Origin of the sequence: Candidatus Megaera polyxenophila, assembly GCF_029982035.1 — a bacterium.
Classification (GTDB): domain Bacteria; phylum Pseudomonadota; class Alphaproteobacteria; order Rickettsiales; family Rickettsiaceae; genus Megaera; species Megaera polyxenophila.
The window spans coordinates 37,124-58,082 of the sequence record NZ_CP104168.1 but is presented as its reverse complement, the minus strand read 5'-3'; the positions used below and the strand labels follow the sequence as shown (position 1 = coordinate 58,082).

The following is a 20,959-nucleotide window of genomic DNA, read 5'->3' as shown; positions in this document are numbered from 1 at the left end:
TAATTTATTCTAATTTAATATTCCAAGGGAGGAGGTCTTCAATGCGATTGGCCTTATAATCTTGAATAACCTCAAAAACTTTATGTAAATATTTAACAGGATTTATATTATTAAGTTTTGCTGTTTCAATTAAGGTATAGAAAGTGGCCGCGGTATTACCTCCGTTATCAGAACCCGCAAAAAGCCAGTTCTTCCTACCTTATGTTGCCAAGCTAGTTATGTTGTGTTGAGTTATTGCACCCTATATCTCTGTACGTTTTATGAAACGAAGATAACATAATTAAGTACCCTAACTCAACGCTCCGACGACGCTCCGTATTATTTTATTTGTATTAAAGTGTAGCCAAAAAACTCATCAGGTCTTTATTGTCCCTCCAATGCGTTGGTGGCTTATCATTTGTAATATCACAACAAGCTAGTGCTTTTGCCTTCATTTCTAAATCTACCTCTGCATAAATATTTGTTGTGTTAATTGATACATGTCCGAGCCAAGCTCTGATTGTATTGATATCTACACCAGATTGCAGTAAATGAGTAGCCGTCGTATGACGTATTGTATGTGGGCTTACTCTTTTTTGGCTTATCGATGGTATTGTTTTGACGATCTCTTTGGTATAACGTCTGACCATGTTATGCACTCCAAAGCGAGTCAGTGGTTGCTTGCAGCGGTTTAAGAACACATGCTCATGTTTATCTCTATTAGCTATCAAACCTTGAAGTTCTGTAACAGTTTTTTGCCATAATGGACATCTTCTAAATTTATTAGCCTTGCCTCTGATGATAACAGTAGATAAATCTCTCTTTTGCACATGAGCTACACTGAGATCAGCTATTGTTAGCTGAGCCGCCTCATCAGCTCTAGTTCCAGTATTATAGAGGAAGAGTAATAATGCATAATCTCTCCTGCCTTGAGTAGTGTTAGTATCTGGGGCGGTTAATAGCGCATCCATCTCTGATTTATCAAGATAAGTTATCAATCTGTGCTCCGCTTTTTTAAAGGGGATTATCTGTACTTGTCTAGACCATTCTACATGCTCTGGGCTATTTAGCCCTACAAATTTTGCAAAAGCATGAAGTGCCGCAAGGCGTTGATTGCGCGTTGATAATGAACAATGGCGATCATTCTCGAGCGAAAGAAGAAAGGCTTTTATATGATCTGAGCTAATGTCATCTATAAGCAATTTATCAATGGCCTTTTTAGACCTACTAGCCATGCATGGCAATAGTAGCTTGAATGTATCGCGGTAACTTTGCTGTGTGTTTTTTGATAGGTTTCTGGTACTGATTAAATATTCTAACAAAAATCGTTTTATCCATATGCTTAAATAATTTGTATCTTTCATTGTTTTTCTCCTATTGTATATTTTTCAAAGCGTATATTAGCCTCCTGCAACAGATCATCCGTCATTGTCAAATAAACCGTCGTATCAGCAAGGCGTCTGTGACCAAGATAGGTTGATAATATTGGAAGAAGTTGTTGCACGTCCTTCTTCTCCCGATACCAACTTGTTAGTCTATGTACAGCAAAGCTGTGACGAAGATCATGCATTCTTGGTTGATATCTGCTAGTATCGTCTCTTTTAATCTTAGCCTTAGCTCTTATTCTTTGGAAAATATATTGCATTGTATTTATATTAAATGCCTGAGCATTTTTCCCTATAAACAAAGGGCTTTCTGGTGATTGTGGCTGCCTTTGATCTATCCTCCATTCTAAATATTTGGCAATGGTATCCTTAATTTGTATACTAAACGGTACTAAGCGGGACTTATAAAATTTAGATTGCTCTATTGTGATTACTGCATTCTCTATATCTATGTCCTGCAGAGTTAGAGACAGTGTTTCATGGATTCGTAGACCAAGAGCATAGGTCAAAATAAGTGCAGTCTGTACTGTGTATGGCAGAATGCAGCTCTTATTTTTTTGATATGTTAAGGCTGTATCAAAAAGTAGTTTTAGCTCACTTTGTGAGTAAATATATGGAACAAATCCTTGTGGTCTTTTTGGTAAAATAGATGGAAGTGGTACTTTGGTAACGTAATTGCGCGTCAATGCATACTGATAGAATCCGAAGAGTGCAGAATGCTTGGCAAACCAGCTAGATGTTACAGTTTGCGCGTCCCCGTAAAGAAAGCTGTTTATTTGCGCTAAAGAGATAGATTGGATATCTGTATTTGATTCCACTATCCTGCAAAAGGCTTTTAAGTAGTACGCATTGGTCTTAAATTTCTCACCTAAAGATTGCCTATAGTGGATATATTGAGTTACAAGTTGGTTTAGCATCATAATAGACCTCCCATATCAAATTCAGCAACTTTGCGCAAAGTTGTAAGATCAACCTTTGCATAAATTCTTGTGGTATCTAGAGTCCGATGCCCCAAATGATCACTTATTTCTTTCAGTGATATTCCTTCATTAATTAAATGAGTGGCACATGCATGACGAAGTGCATGTGGTCCATAATGTTTTATTGTAATATTCAGCTTCTTAAGCCTTTTACTGACAATTTGATACACTGCAGCCGATGATAAAAGTTTATAAGGCACGTACATAGACAAGAATATTTCTCTCGACGTGCGCAATTTTGGTCTGACGAGAGTTAAGTATCGTAAAATTGCTTCGCCAACGGTTTTAGAAAGAGGGAATGTCTGAGGTTTGCATCTCTTGGCACGCTGTAAATGAATCAACTCATTTTCCCAATCGATATCCTCTAAACGAAGATGAGTAACCTCACTGCATCTCATGCCATATACTGATAGTAGCATTAATATGGCATAGTCTCTGATGTCTACTAGACTATCACTGACACTATTTGCTAGTAACCTTTTGACATCACTCCAGTATGGTGCAGAAGGCAGTGACTCATCTCTATATACACGTGGTGCTTTAATAGTACTTGCCAAGTGTTTTGGACACCAGCCTTGATCCTCGGCATATCTCAAGAAGGAGCGCAGTATTGAAGCGTAAAGTTGCACAGTGCGTCTTGAGTGATGATCAATATCATGTTTGCCTATGATTATCTCATCTACGATGAGTGGTGTGAGCTTAGTAAATTCTTGCTGCTTCTGCTCAATACTGGTAAGAAAAATTCTAAGTTGATAAAACCTGGAAAGAATTGTACATTCGGACAGTCCTTGTTCCTGCCTCATGTAACTTATATACTGGTTGAGATATTCTTCAAATGAAATAGGCTGCTTGGTTTCCTGTAAACAACCTAGCATTTTAAACCACCTCGCAGCATTTCGAATCAACCACTTTCATCTGAGAGATGAAAGTTTGATCTTTGCGACTAGAAGTCGCTTATCAAGCTAAAGCTCATTCTAGCCTAATATTTGAAGTAAAGTCGGTCTCATGAGCGTCAGTGTGTTTGTTGATATATTCGTTAATCATATCATCTGTAACATTACCGCTAGTTGAACTGAAGTATCCTCTGCCCCATAAATGTCTACCCCAGTATTTCTTTTTTAGTATCGGAAATTCTTCCTGTATTCTTTTAGATGATCTTCCCTTAGCTTTCTGAACAAATTCACTAATTTTAATATGCGGAGGAATATTTGCAAATATATGGACATGGTCGCTTGATACAACGCCATTTTCTATCTTTATACTCATTTCCTCAGCTACCTGTAACACTAGTTCCCGAACACGTTTTTTTATGTCGTAAGTAAGTACCTTATAGCGATATTTCGTTATCCATACTATATGATAACGATGATAAAAAACTGAATGTGATCTTTTGTTATAGTAAGTCATAGACTTATGATGCTACCGCATCATGGCGCATTAGACAAGCTAAAGCTTTTCCATCTGGAAGATGGAGGTTTTCACCACCAAAGGGACTATAAATTGTCTTTTTGCAAATTTTGAATATTTGCTTTTCTTATGTATATTCTGTGGATCTCTTGTCCGGCGCCACCTCACTGCTGCTTCTTCAATTTCACTCAATGTTACTATCCTTACTTGATAAAAGTCTAAAAACTGTATGATGATCAATAGATACTGCGCTATTATACGAATGGTAGAAGTTACTGCTCCACAATCACTCCAATACTGTAGATACATCACCCTTTCCTCAACTAACGGAGCTGTCGAATGGCGGGCTATTGTATGAGATTGCACAAAAATCTTCTGGAACACTGGGATAACTGTTTTTACTGGGCGTTTTAAACGACATAGTTTTGCCAGCCAGTGAGTGGCATACCAAATAAAACGTTTTTTCCCAGTTTTTGAAAAGGCTGCCTTTTTTTGTGGGTTATTAGATTGATATCTAGCCCAGAGATCAGCAGCTACTTCAACTTCTTCTATAGTCACAATATCTGTAGTATCTAACTGTAGATACTCAACAATGCGTACAAGATATTGCGCGATAGTTGTGAGAGTGCTGTGAGCTTTACCAGCTTCATGCCAATACTGGAGATAATTTAAACGCTCCTCCAGCAATGGTGTGTTAATATGCTTTGTAACGTAATAGCTGCTTCTGAATAGTTGGTTAAACATGATCTTCCTCCTTTCTGGTTTATTGAAATTATGAACAACCAGTGTTAGGATAACCTACATCATGCAAAAATTATGTTGTTTAGATGATAATAAAGGGGTAAGAAGAATAAGGAATGTTGACCCAACACAACATAACTGGCTTGGCAACATAAGGCAGGAAAAACTGGCTTTTTGCGGGTTCCGATAAAGGAGGTAATACTGCGGCCATCTTCTATACCTTAATTGAAACAGCAAAACTTAATAATATAAATCCTGTTAAATATTTACATAAAGTTTTTGAAGTTATTCAGGATTATAAGGCGAATCACATCGAAGACCTTCTCCCCTGGAATATTAAATTAGAATGAATTAAATAACAAGGGCGGGTTTGCCGTACGCTTACGTTACAAGCCACAATATTAGAAATTATCAACACTTTTATGTAGTTAAGTGGGATAGGGTTAACACCCTCGCCTTTAGGCGAACACTTTAGTATTATGAGTTACTAACCAAGAGGAGAAGTAGCTTATGGAATATAGAAAAGGTTCGCACAGCATATATGATCTGAAGTACCATGTAGTATTTTGTACGAAATACAGATACAGGGTTTTAACAGGACAAGTAGCTGATAGAACAAGAGAGATCATTAGAGAAATATGTGCGGCAAATTACATAGACATAGCAAGTGGCAGCATGAGTCCAGATCACGTGCATTTACTACTGTCAATACCCCCGAGTATTTCTGTATCAAAGGCAGTACAATACATTAAGGGAAAAAGCAGTCGGAAATTACTACAAGAATTTGAATTACTGAGAAAACGCTACTGGGGTCAACATCTCTGGGCTAGGGGGTATTTTGTTGTTACGGTTGGTAATGTGAACTCAAATGAAGTACAAAAATACATAGAGGAACAAGAAATGCATCATAAGAGAGATGATTTTAAAATATCTGAGTTTTAGCGTTTACGCTTTTAATCCGCTTTGCAAGCGTTGACCAAACTACCGGCTTTAGCCGGTAGTAATTGATATTTAGAATATTTTTTAATTAATAAGGTAATGATTTATGGGTAATAGCGGTAGTAGAGGTAGCGGCGGAGGGAGTGGGTCTAGTAGTAATACAGGTAGCCATACATGTAAAAGTCAAGGTGGAAGAAGTTGGAAAGATAATGATGGTGTTACTAATATATGTATACGTGGAAGTTCAACAGGTAATAGTGGTAATAATGGCTCTGGTAATTATCCTTCGGCACATAGTAATAGCAAAGGTGGAGAAGGAAGAGGAGGAGGTGGCGGCTCTAGTAGTACTAATCAGGAAAGTAGTGTTTATAGTAAGTCCTCTGATAAAAAAACGTTCTCAATTTCCGAACAACAATCTTTAAAAAAAGAATTAATTGAGCTTTTACATGAATTACATCCTAATCTTTACCCTGCGAAATTTGAAGACTGGAATACTAACACTTATGGTAGACAACAATTAGAAAATGGAAATTGGACACATATTGAAGCTAGTTTACCTAATTATAAAAAATGGATACCAATAAGAAAAGATTTTATTAATATTTTACATCAATTATATCCTCAACTATACCCAGAACGATTTGAAGACTGGGTTAACTGTTGGGGTAAAGAAGAAATATTAGATAAAGGAAGATTTCAAACTATTGAAGATAGTATGCCTGTTTATAGACAACAGCTTTTACAAAAGGAACAAAATATTTTGTTTTTAGTCAAAAATAATACAGAAGCAAATTTCAATGGTATGAATATAGGTGATTATGGTGCTAGGTTAATAGCTTATTCAGCAGCTGTAAATATAATTGCCTTAAATCTCACTAATAATCAAATAGGTGATTCTGGTGTACAATATTTGGCTCAATTTTTAGTAAATAATTACAATAACAATTTAACAACACTAAATCTTGCTAATAACAACCTTACTAACAATGGAATAACCCCTTTTGCCGATGGATTTAGTAGCGGTAAAATAACTAAATTAAAATATTTAGACTTAAGGGAAAACAGTAAAATTTGCTTTAGCGGTATGCTGTATTTTTTCAAGGATATAGATAAGTGCAAAACTAAAGATACTAGTATCCTTTTTGATAAGGTTACTATTAATACGGGTGATATATACTCATTAGGTTTAAATAATAAATTACTAAACGATAGCCATATTCCTTGGATAACGGGAGCATTCAATTTAAAATGGCTTGCAAGTATTCATAACCTTAATTTAGGTAATAACCAGATAGGAGATGAAGGAGCTAATATACTTGCCGATTCCCTCTTAAATGGTAGATTCCCTCACTTAAAAACCTTACGCCTAGAAGGTAATAAAATCACTGATAAAGGAGAGGACGCTTTAGTTAATGCTCTAAAAAATGAGACAGTTCAAGATGTCATAATAACTACAATGACATTGTTTGAAAAGTACCAACTTAATATTAATGGTAGTGCTGATAGGAAAATGTCTATATATGAAAATAGGCTTGAAAAAGCAAAAGCCCGTGGTGTTGATGTTGATAATGTTGTGGTTGAAAGAACAACTTTGGATTGGATAAAAAATAAATCTAACTTTATAACTTATCTTGTAGGAGGTTGGGCCAAATGTATGATTGCTTATGATGACGTACAAACTTTTGCAGGTGAAAGATTAATAGCAAAACTTTCATCAAGGACTAGTTTAGCTAATGATGCTAAAGATAGTTTACTCTGTTATTTTGAAGCTGAAAATGATGCGTTACAGACAGAAGCAGGAGTAAAAAATACTAAGTATCAAATGTTAGATGTTATAACCTCTCCAGAACTAACAGGAGATATAGAGTATTTATATGATACGTTATATTATTAAATTATTAACTAATAATTTATTTTTTTTTAAAGGTAGGGCTAGTAGGAAAGAATATGTATTTAGGGTTTTATAGTCCCTTTGGTGGTGAAAACCTCCATCTTCCAGATGGAAAAGCTTTAGCTTGTCTAATGCGCCATGATGCGGTAGCATCATAAGTCTATGACTTACTATAACAAAAGATCACATTCAGTTTTTTATCATCGTTATCATATAGTATGGATAACGAAATATCGCTATAAGGTACTTACTTACGACATAAAAAAACGTGTTCGGGAACTAGTGTTACAGGTAGCTGAGGAAATGAGTATAAAGATAGAAAATGGCGTTGTATCAAGCGACCATGTCCATATATTTGCAAATATTCCTCCGCATATTAAAATTAGTGAATTTGTTCAGAAAGCTAAGGGAAGATCATCTAAAAGAATACAGGAAGAATTTCCGATACTAAAAAAGAAATACTGGGGTAGACATTTATGGGGCAGAGGATACTTCAGTTCAACTAGCGGTAATGTTACAGATGATATGATTAACGAATATATCAACAAACACACTGACGCTCATGAGACCGACTTTACTTCAAATATTAGGCTAGAATGAGCTTTAGCTTGATAAGCGACTTCTAGTCGCAAAGATCAAACTTTCATCTCTCAGATGAAAGTGGTTGATTTTTTATATTTTTATTATCATTAAATAGTGAAATAAGCAGATATAACCCAAGTCCAACACCTCTATATTTAGCTATATTAGCAATAATATTATTACTATTATTATTAATATATACACTCCAATATTTCTTTTTAGCTGTTAGGAGACTACATGATTTAAATGTTAGTGGTTGGTTTGTATTAATTTCCTTTATACCATTCGGTCAATTGTTAATATTATGGTTAATGTTCAAAAAAGGAACTGACGGAGTTAATAATTACGGCGAACCTCCAGAGTATTAATCGTATCGTCCAGCAATCATAAAAGACCTTAAAAAGGTCTTTTCCTTAAGCTATTTACTTTCTCTAGGCTAAGACCAGTTAACTCGGCTACTTCTTCTGCGTTTTTACCTCTAGCTAGCATTTTCTTGGCTATTTCCTCAGCCTTACCGAGTTCACCATCAATTTTACCTTTAAGCTCGGCTTGCTCTATCTTTTCTAAATACTCTTCAACCTTGATTTCTTCCGCTTCCATAGCTAGTTTAGCCCTTATATAAGCATCATGCTCGCTAGCATTCCACCTGTATTGCTCTAAATCCTCATATGCAGATAATACGCTACTGTTTTTTATTTCTTTCGGCGGTTCTTGTTCATTATGAGCACATTTTAATAAATGTAACCACTGATCTATATCATTCTCTATCTTGTTACTATCAAACTTGCCTAGCTCTACAAACACATACATCAAGGAAAAAAGATACTGCTTATTGGTGTTCGTTTCTTTTAGGCAATGGTAATTGATACATGGTAGCTCATCGTCAAATACCTTCTGACCTATAATAGAAATAACAACCACAGGTAATAGGTCTTTATGGCTTACGCCCTGTTCTATCTGGTTTACGTATGAATAACTGCCGTAGAATTGAACTCGGTTAATATAGTCCCTTTCCATTTTACGTTGCATCTCAATAATATACCAACGCCCTGCTTCATCTTTTACCTTAAGGTCAAATATACTCCTCTTACCTTCTAGAAATAAAGGCATCTGCTCTTGGGGTATATAGTCCAGTTCTTTTATTCTACTACCTTCTGATAGCTTGAGAATGGAATTAAGCAGGTCTATTAGGCGGTCTTTATTGCTAAAGAGTTTTTTAAATGCAACATCGTTCGTTGGGTCTAAATATCTGTGTGTCATAGTAAATTATCCTTATCCTCACTTATTTTATATACTTATTTCTTGTTTTAAACCTCATACAGCATCAATTTTATTGTTTAATATCTAGTTAGCTTAAATATCAATTACTACCGGCTAAAGCCGGTAGTTTGGTCAACGCTTGCAAAGCGGATTAAAAGCGTAAACGCTAAAACTCAGATATTTTAAAATCATCTCTCTTATGATGCATTTCTTGTTCCTCTATGTATTTTTGTACTTCATTTGAGTTCACATTACCAACCGTAACAACAAAATACCCCCCTAGCCCAGAGATGTTGACCCCAGTAGCGTTTTCTCAGTAATTCAAATTCTTGTAGTAATTTCCGACTGCTTTTTCCCTTAATGTATTGTACTGCCTTTGATACAGAAATACTCGGGGGTATTGACAGTAGTAAATGCACGTGATCTGGACTCATGCTGCCACTTGCTATGTCTATGTAATTTGCCGCACATATTTCTCTAATGATCTCTCTTGTTCTATCAGCTACTTGTCCTGTTAAAACCCTGTATCTGTATTTCGTACAAAATACTACATGGTACTTCAGATCATATATGCTGTGCGAACCTTTTCTATATTCCATAAGCTACTTCTCCTCTTGGTTAGTAACTCATAATACTAAAGTGTTCGCCTAAAGGCGAGGGTGTTAACCCTATCCCACTTAACTACATAAATCTAACGCTATACGAGGCTTAAATCAGGTTTTTCTTTGTCTTCGTTTTTCATAATGCGTAATAGTTCCATAAACTCCCTTTTAAATTTCATTACGCTTTTTCTCTTTTCTATTACTTCCCTGCTATATCTCCCATGCTTAAAGGCATTCTTATTACCTTTCGGAGCACCATCGCCAGTTCCTCCGTGCATTCTACAGCGTTTTTTGCCTGTAACTTTCCTTGCCTGACAAAAAGCACTCTTACCCTGTCTAGCGACAACTATAATTACCGGTCGCCGACAATTATAATTACCGAAATTTGGTCATAAAAAAATCACATTATTTTATAGTATAGGAATTTCAAAATTTGTAACCAGAAAAATTGTTAATCAAAACTTTGAAAATTCGTTTAATAAAATGTAGTTACAAGCCACAATATTAGAAATTATGGTTCTGTCGCATGTATATTTGAGGAATGTGTTTTTGAAGTAAAACTCAGATTTTGGACGTTATGCTGCCATTAACATTTTAAAATTCTCAAAAGTAGAAGCATTGTTATTGCTACCAATAATTTGTCCTTTTTGAATTATACGGATATTCTCAATACCGGCGATAGTAATTTTAGCAGAGAGAAAGCTTTTAAACCCAAGCATCGGCTTAGTCCGCTTCTTAATAAATCTATGATCCTGCTCTATAATATTGTTGAGATATTTCACTTGACGTAACTCTATTTGCTTGTCTTCCGGTAAATCTTTATTGGCGCTATTAAGTGCGGATATATTACTACCGCTTTTATCAATTGTTACTTTCTCTGGACGCTCGTTATTCTTGAATGCTTTACGGAAAAATGCTTTAGCAGCAGCTGCGTCCCTATACTTTCTAAGCAAAAACTCTATGGTATTACCAAGTGAGTCTACAGCTCGATATAAATAAACCCAACTGCCATTTACTTTAATATAAGTTTCATCCATTCTCCAGCTCTTACCTACAGGCTTCTTATATTTTCTCACTCTCATGTCTATTAAGGATACAAACTTTATAGTCCCTTTGGTGGTGAAAACCTCCATCTTCCAGATGGAAAAGCTTTAGCTTGTCTAATGCGCCATGATGCGGTAGCATCATAAGTCTATGACTTACTATAACAAAAGATCACATTCAGTTTTTTATCATCGTTATCATATAGTATGGATAACGAAATATCGCTATAAGGTACTTACTTACGACATAAAAAAACGTGTTCGGGAACTAGTGTTACAGGTAGCTGAGGAAATGAGTATAAAGATAGAAAATGGCGTTGTATCAAGCGACCATGTCCATATATTTGCAAATATTCCTCCGCATATTAAAATTAGTGAATTTGTTCAGAAAGCTAAGGGAAGATCATCTAAAAGAATACAGGAAGAATTTCCGATACTAAAAAAGAAATACTGGGGTAGACATTTATGGGGCAGAGGATACTTCAGTTCAACTAGCGGTAATGTTACAGATGATATGATTAACGAATATATCAACAAACACACTGACGCTCATGAGACCGACTTTACTTCAAATATTAGGCTAGAATGAGCTTTAGCTTGATAAGCGACTTCTAGTCGCAAAGATCAAACTTTCATCTCTCAGATGAAAGTGGTTGATTACCCACCTTTGCAGCGTAGCGTGGTCTATTGTAGCACCTCTTATACTAGCCATTTCCTCTAAATCCCTATAGCTTAAGGAGAACCATTGATTATTTCTACAAACTTTAATCCCAGTGTCTCTCCTATTTCCTGAATTATATCCCCGTAATTAGTCTCTATCCATTGCTTAACAAAAGAGTTAGGAGCTTGTAGCTCAATAGTTTTAGCCTGCTCATCAATGATAGGAACTAGCTTACTAAACCAGTTATTGTAAATATGAATGCCGTATATTTCTCTCAGCTTCCTACTGATATCTCCCCAAATGCCTTGTTGTAATGTCGGCATGACGGGAGTTCCTTTTGTCCGCACCTCGTCATAGCCGTTTACTTGCCGACAAGTATTTTCTACTACATACTCCACGCTTTCTATGTTTACCTCTCCGCTAGAATAGATAGACTTAACCTGATTTAAAACTAAACCAGTTTCAAACTCGTTTAATTGGCAGTCGGCTCTTAAGTAAATTTTTACGATACCGCCTAATACCACAAAATCCTTAATGTTTGACAGTAGTACATAAGCTTTTAGAGACTCAAGAACATTGGAAATCCTTGCTTTTAGCTGGTTCTCAGGGCAAACATGGGTAATCGCCATTTGTTCCACTTCGGCTAAATATTGTTCTAGCTGCTTTGTTTTGTCTATTTCCCTTTGATTTATTGGAGTGATGTTTGCTTTTATGCGGAAGTTATCGTTACCCGTCTTAATGGCATCCCGCTTCTCGTATTTTAGACATGTGCCGAAATACGCCATAAATTGAGCTTTCGAGCAAAACCTGTTATCCAGTCGTTTTGACATATTTAGGAGTATCTCATTCATCGCATTTAGCCTAAAGTCTCGCCCTGACAGGCTTTGCAACTTATCGCCGTCCTCCTTAGTTAGTGGGTAATGGTGCTTTAGGTCTTGAGGCTCTTTGTACTGGTTAAACCGGTAAATTCTTGCTTTACGCTCGGAGTTAGTAGGTTTTTTCCGCTCGTTAGCAGGTCTAGTTTTTAGCTTAGTAGATTTCACAGGTTCTTTTGGAAGTTCTACTATTTGAGGTTCTGTATTTTCCTCTTGTTTGATTTCTTGAGTATTTTGTGAAAGAGTAGATTCGTGCGCATGCACGTTAGATCTAATATATTCAATATCTTTATTTTCTATAGATGTATCAAAACTCGCTTGATTGCTAGGTTTTGAGGATTCGTCTCGCTTAATAACTTGAGCGGTAGAATTATCTTCTTTAGATACTATTTCGTCTTTGTAATACGCAAATTCGTAACTATGGCGATATGTTTTGCCGTCAACAGTAATAGAATTATGGTAGGTAATATCTAGGACAGATTCTAATTGCTTTATGATATTACAATTTTGCCCTCTTTTACAAAAGGTAATTGTAGAAATATACTTATGATTAAGGATGACACGCTCGCCTTTTTTTAGTTTTTGTATAACGGGCGCTAGAATATCTTTTGCATCCTTACTTAAGTGCTTAGCTTTTTCACGGATAGCTTTCCTGTTAGCTCTCTTTATCTTATCCCAGTTAATATAACTCTTACGATAACGGGCTTTCTCTTCCTTAAAGGAGTAAAGTTTGCATAGCTGGTCTTGGTTAATTTGAGCTTCCTGCTCTGTTCTTAATGCTACATTAGACATTTATGTTTGTTTTGTTAAATTCATTTTAAACTATTCACTTAACAAAAATAAACAAAAGGGGTTGACTAGTAAGAAATACTCTACTATTCTAACAACTACGTTTGTTTTTGTTAGTTAAATAAAAATAAACGGTTGACGTATCACTCGATACATCGGGTTAATGTGCGAAAGTTTTTATTTGCGATCGGGGGATTTTAAATAATAAGCTTTCTTAGTAATCGGTATGTGTGTTCTACATATGCTGTTTTTCTTATGTTCTAGTATAGGAATTTCAAAATTTGTAACCAGAAAAATTGTTAATCAAAACTTTGAAAATTCGTTTAATAAAATGTAGTTACAAGCCACAATATTAGAAATTATCAACACTTTTATAAAAATCTCTGCCAGAATCTATCTAAAAATAGGTTCAGTTTTACAAATTATGTGGCTAAGACGTGAAAGAAGTGTTCGCCATAATGATGTTATCTAGGCGTTGATAATAATTCATTGATTCTTATTAATAACAATGGCGGAGATAAACCGTAATAAACTTGCCGCAGATTCATACATTTATTGCAATTATAGCAAAACAGAGGATCTATTTTAAAATTCAACCAAATCATTAATCTCCAACTAATGAGCTTAGTTTTCTTATGAACGATTTGATTAATTGCCTTATATACGATAGGTAATTGTACGCCCCTAGTTCTATTAGATAAAAAACCGTAATACCTAATCATTCGAAAATAACGATCTGGTATATGCATAATCAGACTAGCTATGAACTGCATCACGGGCATAGTTATGCGATCAATTGTATTATTATAGTGATCAAGAAATTTAAACGTTACCTGCTTTCCGTCGTAATTTTCTATTCTTGTCTCGGAAATAGGGGGCGTTTTATATACCGCCCTAAATATTCTATGTTGCGTTTATGATCATCCGATGGTTTTTGTAAATAAACATACCAACTGATTTCGTATAAACTACTCATCCAGTTATTAAAATTCTCAGCATTTTGATATGCGGACGGCAACTTCAAATTACTTGAGATATATTGAAAGCGAAATAACTCAAGGACTCTATGTCTCCACATTTTTTTAATAGGTTCGGCAGGAAAAAATAATTTTTGCCACTTGCCTTTGCTATTTATACCGCCGCAAGTAACCGATAAATGGATATGAACATTGCGTTTTAAATCTCTACCGAAAGTGTGTAAGGCAGTAAATATACCAACCACAAGATTTTTCTTTGCTATCTCCTTAATAATTCCTGCTGCAATACCGGAAATCAATCCAAACAGATCACGATTGAGCCAAAATATCGGCCATAAAGAGTCCGGCATTGTAAATGTAATGTGCTGCCATCGTGTTTTTGGTAGAACATTGCTAGCCTTACTCACCCATTGATCCGTTTGTTTCTTACCACAACGAGAACAAAACCTACCTTTACAGCTGAATGCTACCGATTTATTGCGGTTACAATCACGGCAGCTATAACGTTTAAATCCTAAATATTTCGTTCCACACGATATAACTTTAGTGACGTTGAAAATAATGCCGTATCTTAGCTTGCCGTATTTTTTAGCGAAATCGAGACCAATTACCACGGTCTAGAAAAATATGTTTTATAGATATTCCTTTACCGACTATTTCCATAAATTACTTATAGTTAATGTTTTCTTACCAAGGAATCTTTCTTCCTTTGCGTTCTAAATCAAATTCTTTACAATCAGGGCAATAGTAAACAGAATTATACTTATGATTGGGAGATATTTTTCGCAACATTATCCAGAAAGCCTTGGCTATTTCCTTATCTCCTTCGGAAAAAATCTTTTTGATCCTGCTGTAAGGAATTGCTTGCTCTTTAGAAATGGCCTTAAGAGTTTTTACCGCTAATTCATTGACCAAATGCTGCTCAGAGTGCAAGTTACTCATAACTCAATTATATATTATCTTATGTATGTCTAACATTCAGTCTTTATAACTCAAGTTAAAACAAATCAAATACCAGTATTATAATCCTCCATAAATATTTATCGGTCAAGAGTATCTTCTTTTAAGCTGCCACCGATAGGTGGCTTATCTTGTTTTGTTAATGTGTGTTACTGATGATAATTGTGAATCAAAGAAAGTCAATTCTTTTTATGTAGTTAAGTGGGATAGGGTTAACACCCTCGCCTTTAGTCGAACACTTTAGTATTATAAGTTACTAGAGAAGAGGAGATGTAGCTTATGGAATATAGAAAAGGTTCCACAGTATATATGATCTGAAGTACCATGTAGTATTTTGTACGAAATACAGATACAGAGTTCTAACCGGACAAGTAGCTGATAGAACTAGAGAAATTATTAGAGAAATATGTGCAGCAAATTACATAGACATAGCAAGTGGCAGCATGAGTCCAGATCACATGCATTTACTACTGTCGATACCCCCAAGTATTTCCGTATCAAAGGCAGTACAATACATTAAGGGAAAAAGCAGTCGGAAATTACTGCAAGAATTTGAATTACTGAGAAAACGCTACTGGGGTCAACATCTCTGGGCTAGGGGGTATTTTGTTGTTACGGTTGGTAATGTGAACTCAAATGAAGTGCAAAAATACATAGAGGAACAAGAAATGCATCATAAGAGAGATGATTTTAAAATATCGGAGTTTTAGCGTTTACGCTTTTAATCCGCTTTGCAAGCGTTGACCAAACTACCGGCTTTAGCCGGTAGTAATTGATGCAATTCAATTGCTTTGAGTTTTTTTCTGATTCGTTTTGATTCAGTTTTGGCTTATGTAGTTTGTTGGTATTATTATTACCGGCTTTTACGTTAGTATTATCGACCTTAGGTAATTCACTTTTTGTCGTACCGGGTGTCCCTGCTAATTGTCGCAATTTGTTTTGTACCTCAGGAGATCACTGGCTCTGTCGCATCTATATTTGAGGAATGTGTTTTTGAAGTAAAACTCAGATTGTGGACGTTATGCCGCCATTAACATTTTAAAATTCTCAAAAGCTTTTAAAGCCAAGCATTGGCTTAGTTCGCTTCTTAATAAATCTATGATCCTGCTCTATAATATTGTTGAGATATTGCACTTGACGCACCTCTATTTGCTTGTCTTCCGGCAAAACTTTATTGGCGCTATTAAGTGCGGATATATTGCTACCGCTTTTATCAATTGTTACTTTCTTTGGATGCTCATTATTCTTGAAAGCTTTGCGAAAAAATGCTTTAGCAGCCTCTGCGTCTCTATACTTTCTTAGTAAAAACTCTATGGTATTACCAAGTGAGTCTACTGCTCGGTATAAATAAACCCAACTTCCATTTACTTTAATATAAGTCTCATCCATTCTCCAGCTATTACCTACAGGCTTCTTATATTTTCTCACTCGCATGTCTATTAAGGACGCAAACTTTATGACCCACCTTTGCAGCGTAGCGTGGTCTATTGTAGCACCCCTTATACCAGCTATTTCCTCTAAATCCCTATAGCTTAAAGAGAATCTACACTTCATATAAACAAATAACATTATTATCTCTGGTGAAGAACAAAATCCTTTGAAATATTTGTGTAGTTTCGGGGAAATGTGAAAGGGTATTCTGATAATTTTTTAACTCAGTATATCTAATTTAAAGCTTGCTGGCAACACGTGCGACAGAACCTCATTTTATCCCCAAAGCAATACAAGCACGATCAGCTATTTTAATAGCAATTTTTTATCTTTGTTAAAAACTTGAGCTCCGACTATAAAAAATAATAGTAGACCAAAGCACATAACCAAAATAGTAGAACTAGCATTGCCGCGGTAAAAATAACCGGCAATTTGCAGACCAAGTGCAGTGGTAATTAATCTAGTAGATAAAATTAAAGCAGATATATGTGCTTTAGCTTCTGGTATAACTTCAAATGCCTCTGGCCATAACTTGTGTAATGGAAATACGGAACCTATGGCAAAAAGTTGCATGACGGCACTAAATATCAAAGCGTTGCGGGTATTACTAATTATTAGCACAATAGATACAAGCAGAAAAAGTACCAAGCAAGTTAAACTAAATATAAGACAGTTCTTGGCGCTGAATTTATTCAATAAGTAATTACTAGCAAGACTTAATACACCGAAAACGCTTAACATTACCGCTTGATATATCCCGAATTCTTCAAGCGAAGCCCCGAATCCTTCAATATAAATGATAGGTGCAATCCCTATGAATACCCAGTATGGTTGAGTTAAAAAACATATAGTTAAAATATAATAACATGCTTTTTTAGATTTTAAAATATCTAAATACTTACTTGAAGTAGATGAGTAAACATGAGAACTACTGGTTTTAGGAATAAATAGAAGGCTCAATATTAAGCATATGACACTTAAAACTAAAAGCGCTATAAAATTACCACGCCACTGAAAAAATAAATTTATATAACTACCTATTATAGGTGCAGTAGCAATGGATAGAGTAATAGTGCCATTAATCATACTTAACATTTTTTGTTGATTTTCAGGAGCAACACTATCCGAAACCAATAAATAGCACAATACCGATGGTCCTGAAATACCTACTCCCTGTAATAATCTGCCGAATAATAAACCTACATAGCTATTCGCACATACACAGATCCCACTGCCGATTATAAAGATTAACAGCCCCACTAAAATAACGGGTCTTCTTCCGTATTTATCGCCTAAATTGCCTACTATAAAAGTGGTAACGCAATGAGCCATAAAATTTAAGCCGAGTAATAATTCAACCATAAATGGAGAGAGCGTAAACGCTTGCCGCAAATCCGGAAAGCTCGGAACTAGTATATCAATTTCAATGCCTGATAAAATCTCGATAATTAGGATGGTTATAAATTGTTTAGCGGACATACTCGTTAATACCGATCTTACTTAATGATAGTGAATAAAGTGATTTAGTTAATACCGTAAGTTCTTATGTTGCCATAAATCAACCACTTTCATCTGAGAGATGAAAGTTTGATCTTTGCGACTAGAAGTCGCTTATCAAGCTAAAGCTCATTCTAGCCTAATATTTGAAGTAAAGTCGGTCTCATGAGCGTCAGTGTGTTTGTTGATATATTCGTTAATCATATCATCTGTAACATTACCGCTAGTTGAACTGAAGTATCCTCTGCCCCATAAATGTCTACCCCAGTATTTCTTTTTTAGTATCGGAAATTCTTCCTGTATTCTTTTAGATGATCTTCCCTTAGCTTTCTGAACAAATTCACTAATTTTAATATGCGGAGGAATATTTGCAAATATATGGACATGGTCGCTTGATACAACGCCATTTTCTATCTTTATACTCATTTCCTCAGCTACCTGTAACACTAGTTCCCGAACACGTTTTTTTATGTCGTAAGTAAGTACCTTATAGCGATATTTCGTTATCCATACTATATGATAACGATGATAAAAAACTGAATGTGATCTTTTGTTATAGTAAGTCATAGACTTATGATGCTACCGCATCATGGCGCATTAGACAAGCTAAAGCTTTTCCATCTGGAAGATGGAGGTTTTCACCACCAAAGGGACTATAAACCGGTAGACCAGTAAAAATTAATCACAAACTTAAAAATAAATATATAAAAGCACTCGAAAGAAAAAGCCATATACAAACTCCTAACGGGATTAAACTAGTGATCCATGGGATTCTATTCAATCTCTTTTGGGTATATTCCCCGCCGCTTGCGGCGTAATATGGAGGAATGAGCAAATATATACATAAAAGTCACAATGTGACCGTGTTGCTGTATCACATGGTATGTCTGGCAAAATATCGCCGAGTGGTATTTGATGTATCAGTCGACCAAGTATTACGAGAAGTATGTTTAGATATAGATAAGAGATATCAGATAAAATTTTTAGAAATAGGAACTGACGAGGATCATGTGCATTTTTTAGTACAATCCGTACCAACCTATAGCGTAACAAAAATAGTAACGACAATTAAAAGTGTTACGGCTCGTCAAATATTCTGACTATGCCCATATGTAAAGAAACAATTATGGGGTGGAGAATTTTGGACTGATGGATATTTTACGAGTACAGTAGGTAAGCATGGAAATGAGAATATGATAGGAAAATACGTAAAAAATCAAGGCAAGGAATATAAGAAGCTGCATGAGGATCACCAGTTAGCTTTCTTCTAAAATACCCAGCTGCTTGCGGCGGGGATTTCTTTTATTTGGCTAATAATCTAACTGCGTGAGCACTGACATTATCTGACTTGATAGTTTGTCTGAGTTTAAGATTTTCCAGTATAAGTTCCTTTATTCTTTTTAACAAAAGACATCAGATGGCCATTATTACACGTTCCCTACCCTCAGGCTTAAAATAAGAAATTAGCGAAATAGTCTCTATAATGGATAGCTTATATTTTGTTGTACTTGGCATTTGTAACGATTATGTCTAGATAAAGCCTAGAGTCATTACTTGGCAATTTGTATAAGTAAATTAGCAATGGTATCTAGTTCAATTTTGTTAATGGAAGGATTATTTAAACTATTAAACTCTTGTACCAAAGCAAATATCTTATCTATTTAACCTTTTTCAAGATAACTGTGCATTAATTCTCCTTCTGGCTCAAAGAATACCTTTTTTGTTATTTTGATGTAGTATTTTATGTAGTTAAGTGGGATAGGGTTAACACCCTCGCCTTTAGTCGAACACTTTAGTATTATAAGTTACTAGAGAAGAGGAGATGTAGCTTATGGAATATAGAAAAGGTTCGCACAGTATATATGATCTGAAGTACCATGTAGTATTTTGTACGAAATACAGATACAGAGTTCTAACCGGACAAGTAGCTGATAGAACTAGAGAAATTATTAGAGAAATATGTGCGGCAAATTACATAGACATAGCAAGTGGCAGCATGAGTCCAGATCACATGCATTTACTACTGTCGATACCCCCAAGTATTTCCGTATCAAAGGCAGTACAATACATTAAGGGAAAAAGCAGTCGGAAATTACTGCAAGAATTTGAATTACTGAGAAAACGCTACTGGGGTCAACATCTCTGGGCTAGGGGGTATTTTGTTGTTACGGTTGGTAATGTGAACTCAAATGAAGTGCAAAAATACATAGAGGAACAAGAAATGTATCATAAGAGAGATGATTTTAAAATATCGGAGTTTTAGCGTTTACGCTTTTAATCCGCTTTGCAAGCGTTGACCAAACTACCGGCTTTAGCCGGTAGTAATTGATACTTTTAAACTATTGGATTTTCTTGACTTTAAGCTACTTGATAATAATTAGTATTCATTATATTTAAATAGGGAGTAATAATATGTCTAAAAACAATAATGATACTTTTGGTAAGACAGATGATGATGCAGTTTCTGTTCTTATAGAGCAAGTAAATCATTTAGCTATTACTGTTTTCTCTCAAACAAAGGTAGTTAAATTTTTAGTTAATGTTCCTATGTATATACCTGCTTCTGATATGGCAGGAGATTCATCTGATGAATCTGAGGATGATACATTTACAGAAGATCAATTTAATTTTGATATAGAAGATAGGTTTTCATTGCCTTATAGAACTTTCAATATTAGGGACAAAGTAAACAAGAATAAGAAAAAGGAAAAAATAATAGAAAATAGGGTTGGTAACTTAATTTTAGATGATTTAGATTTGCAGTTAGATCCAATTAAGCCTAAAGCTACTGTTTCAAAAACACAAGTTTTTCTTGATTTATTAGAAGACGCAGGTTTTGAAACAGAGGATAAAGATAATTTAGGTAACATTGGAGTTAGTATAGGGCTTATATAGATCTAAGTCTTTGAGTACAAGAAAGAATAATAACCTTTATAAACAGTTACAAAGCAAAGAAGAAA

General features: G+C 35.2%; 19 protein-coding genes and 7 pseudogenes. 7 read left to right on the top strand and 19 right to left on the bottom strand.

The window, feature by feature from the left end; all coding sequences use genetic code 11:
* Nucleotides 1-4 precede the first annotated feature (4 nt).
* From N3Z16_RS10635 to N3Z16_RS10610, 6 genes and pseudogenes are all read right to left on the bottom strand, one after another.
* Nucleotides 5-199: pseudogene (locus tag N3Z16_RS10635) on the bottom strand (transposase domain-containing protein); the annotation flags it as partial.
* 133 nt (nt 200-332) lie between these two features.
* Nucleotides 333-1,343, bottom strand: coding sequence for a tyrosine-type recombinase/integrase (locus N3Z16_RS10630; RefSeq protein WP_282485597.1), 1,011 nt, complete (start codon nt 1,341-1,343; stop codon nt 333-335).
* Nucleotides 1,340-2,284 carry a tyrosine-type recombinase/integrase gene (locus N3Z16_RS10625; RefSeq protein WP_282485596.1) on the bottom strand — a complete coding sequence of 315 codons (945 nt, stop codon included), beginning with the start codon at nt 2,282-2,284 and terminating at the stop codon, nt 1,340-1,342. Before N3Z16_RS10625 ends, N3Z16_RS10630 begins: the two co-directional genes overlap by 4 nt.
* Nucleotides 2,281-3,249: a tyrosine-type recombinase/integrase gene (locus N3Z16_RS10620; RefSeq protein ID WP_282487215.1), complete on the bottom strand. Its 969-nt coding sequence runs from the start codon at nt 3,247-3,249 to the stop codon at nt 2,281-2,283. The genes N3Z16_RS10625 and N3Z16_RS10620 overlap by 4 nt, the downstream gene beginning before the upstream one ends.
* Before the next feature lie 64 nt (nt 3,250-3,313).
* Nucleotides 3,314-3,751, bottom strand: coding sequence for an IS200/IS605 family transposase (gene tnpA, locus N3Z16_RS10615; protein WP_282485546.1), 438 nt, complete (start codon nt 3,749-3,751; stop codon nt 3,314-3,316).
* Between the two features lie 39 nt (nt 3,752-3,790).
* Nucleotides 3,791-4,309, bottom strand: a complete 519-nt coding sequence (locus N3Z16_RS10610; protein ID WP_282487214.1) for a hypothetical protein — start codon at nt 4,307-4,309, stop codon at nt 3,791-3,793.
* A gap of 338 nt (nt 4,310-4,647) precedes the next feature.
* On the opposite strand from N3Z16_RS10610, the pseudogene N3Z16_RS10605 reads away from it, so the two are divergent.
* From N3Z16_RS10605 to N3Z16_RS10595, 3 genes and pseudogenes are all read left to right on the top strand, one after another.
* A pseudogene (locus N3Z16_RS10605) lies at nt 4,648-4,842 on the top strand (transposase domain-containing protein); the annotation flags it as partial.
* 160 nt (nt 4,843-5,002) lie between these two features.
* A complete protein-coding gene (gene tnpA, locus N3Z16_RS10600) occupies nt 5,003-5,434 on the top strand; it encodes an IS200/IS605 family transposase (protein ID WP_282487213.1) in 432 nt (143 codons plus the stop codon).
* A 103-nt stretch (nt 5,435-5,537) separates the two neighbouring features.
* Nucleotides 5,538-7,325 carry a leucine-rich repeat domain-containing protein gene (locus N3Z16_RS10595; RefSeq protein WP_282487212.1) on the top strand — a complete coding sequence of 596 codons (1,788 nt, stop codon included), beginning with the start codon at nt 5,538-5,540 and terminating at the stop codon, nt 7,323-7,325.
* Here the strand turns inward: N3Z16_RS10595 and N3Z16_RS10590 are convergent.
* Nucleotides 7,314-7,478: a hypothetical protein gene (locus tag N3Z16_RS10590; RefSeq protein ID WP_282487211.1), complete on the bottom strand. Its 165-nt coding sequence runs from the start codon at nt 7,476-7,478 to the stop codon at nt 7,314-7,316. The genes N3Z16_RS10595 and N3Z16_RS10590 overlap by 12 nt on opposite strands.
* A gap of 6 nt (nt 7,479-7,484) precedes the next feature.
* Here N3Z16_RS10590 and tnpA (N3Z16_RS10585) point away from each other — a divergent pair, with 6 nt between their 5' ends.
* Both tnpA (N3Z16_RS10585) and N3Z16_RS11575 read left to right on the top strand, forming a co-directional pair.
* Nucleotides 7,485-7,922, top strand: coding sequence for an IS200/IS605 family transposase (gene tnpA / locus N3Z16_RS10585; RefSeq protein ID WP_282485546.1), 438 nt, complete (start codon nt 7,485-7,487; stop codon nt 7,920-7,922).
* Between the two features lie 74 nt (nt 7,923-7,996).
* Entirely contained in the window at nt 7,997-8,272 is a 276-nt protein-coding gene (locus N3Z16_RS11575; protein WP_410519656.1) for a DUF805 domain-containing protein, read from the top strand.
* A 28-nt stretch (nt 8,273-8,300) separates the two neighbouring features.
* On the opposite strand, the gene N3Z16_RS10580 is transcribed toward N3Z16_RS11575, so the two are convergent.
* From N3Z16_RS10580 to N3Z16_RS10560, 5 genes and pseudogenes are all read right to left on the bottom strand, one after another.
* A complete protein-coding gene (locus tag N3Z16_RS10580) occupies nt 8,301-9,164 on the bottom strand; it encodes an Rpn family recombination-promoting nuclease/putative transposase (RefSeq protein ID WP_282487298.1) in 864 nt (287 codons plus the stop codon).
* Nucleotides 9,165-9,330: 166 nt separating this feature from the next.
* Nucleotides 9,331-9,763, bottom strand: a pseudogene (gene tnpA, locus N3Z16_RS10575) (IS200/IS605 family transposase).
* A gap of 98 nt (nt 9,764-9,861) precedes the next feature.
* Nucleotides 9,862-10,116, bottom strand: a complete 255-nt coding sequence (locus N3Z16_RS10570; protein WP_282487302.1) for an HGGxSTG domain-containing protein — start codon at nt 10,114-10,116, stop codon at nt 9,862-9,864.
* 225 nt (nt 10,117-10,341) lie between these two features.
* Nucleotides 10,342-10,872: pseudogene (locus N3Z16_RS10565) on the bottom strand (IS6 family transposase); the annotation flags it as partial.
* Nucleotides 10,829-10,954: a hypothetical protein gene (locus N3Z16_RS10560; RefSeq protein WP_282487296.1), complete on the bottom strand. Its 126-nt coding sequence runs from the start codon at nt 10,952-10,954 to the stop codon at nt 10,829-10,831. The gene N3Z16_RS10560 and the pseudogene N3Z16_RS10565, both read right to left, overlap by 44 nt.
* A 6-nt stretch (nt 10,955-10,960) precedes the next feature.
* Here N3Z16_RS10560 and tnpA (N3Z16_RS10555) point away from each other — a divergent pair, with 6 nt between their 5' ends.
* The gene (gene tnpA, locus N3Z16_RS10555; protein ID WP_282485546.1) at nt 10,961-11,398 is read left to right on the top strand and encodes an IS200/IS605 family transposase; all 438 of its coding nucleotides are present in this window, start codon (nt 10,961-10,963) and stop codon (nt 11,396-11,398) included.
* A gap of 36 nt (nt 11,399-11,434) precedes the next feature.
* Here tnpA (N3Z16_RS10555) and N3Z16_RS10550 read toward each other — a convergent pair.
* The 4 genes and pseudogenes from N3Z16_RS10550 to N3Z16_RS10535 form a co-directional block, all read right to left on the bottom strand.
* Nucleotides 11,435-11,551 (bottom strand): annotated as a pseudogene (locus N3Z16_RS10550) (IS6 family transposase); the annotation flags it as partial.
* Nucleotides 11,542-11,793, bottom strand: a complete 252-nt coding sequence (locus N3Z16_RS10545) for a DnaA N-terminal domain-containing protein (RefSeq protein ID WP_282487301.1) — start codon at nt 11,791-11,793, stop codon at nt 11,542-11,544. The pseudogene N3Z16_RS10550 and the gene N3Z16_RS10545, both read right to left, overlap by 10 nt.
* A gap of 1,805 nt (nt 11,794-13,598) precedes the next feature.
* Nucleotides 13,599-14,725, bottom strand: a pseudogene (locus N3Z16_RS10540) (IS91 family transposase).
* A 73-nt stretch (nt 14,726-14,798) separates the two neighbouring features.
* Complete coding sequence (locus tag N3Z16_RS10535) at nt 14,799-15,053, bottom strand: hypothetical protein (protein ID WP_282485543.1); 255 nt, start codon at nt 15,051-15,053, stop codon at nt 14,799-14,801.
* 323 nt (nt 15,054-15,376) lie between these two features.
* Between N3Z16_RS10535 and tnpA (N3Z16_RS10530) the strand changes: the two genes are divergently transcribed.
* Nucleotides 15,377-15,781: an IS200/IS605 family transposase gene (tnpA, locus tag N3Z16_RS10530; RefSeq protein ID WP_282487300.1), complete on the top strand. Its 405-nt coding sequence runs from the start codon at nt 15,377-15,379 to the stop codon at nt 15,779-15,781.
* Nucleotides 15,782-16,121: 340 nt separating this feature from the next.
* Here tnpA (N3Z16_RS10530) and N3Z16_RS10525 read toward each other — a convergent pair.
* From N3Z16_RS10525 to tnpA (N3Z16_RS10515), 3 genes and pseudogenes are all read right to left on the bottom strand, one after another.
* Nucleotides 16,122-16,709: pseudogene (locus N3Z16_RS10525) on the bottom strand (IS6 family transposase); the annotation flags it as partial.
* 99 nt (nt 16,710-16,808) lie between these two features.
* Entirely contained in the window at nt 16,809-17,981 is a 1,173-nt protein-coding gene (locus N3Z16_RS10520; RefSeq protein WP_282487294.1) for an MFS transporter, read from the bottom strand.
* A 147-nt stretch (nt 17,982-18,128) separates the two neighbouring features.
* Nucleotides 18,129-18,566, bottom strand: a complete 438-nt coding sequence (tnpA, locus tag N3Z16_RS10515; protein WP_282485546.1) for an IS200/IS605 family transposase — start codon at nt 18,564-18,566, stop codon at nt 18,129-18,131.
* Nucleotides 18,567-20,959 lie beyond the last annotated feature (2,393 nt).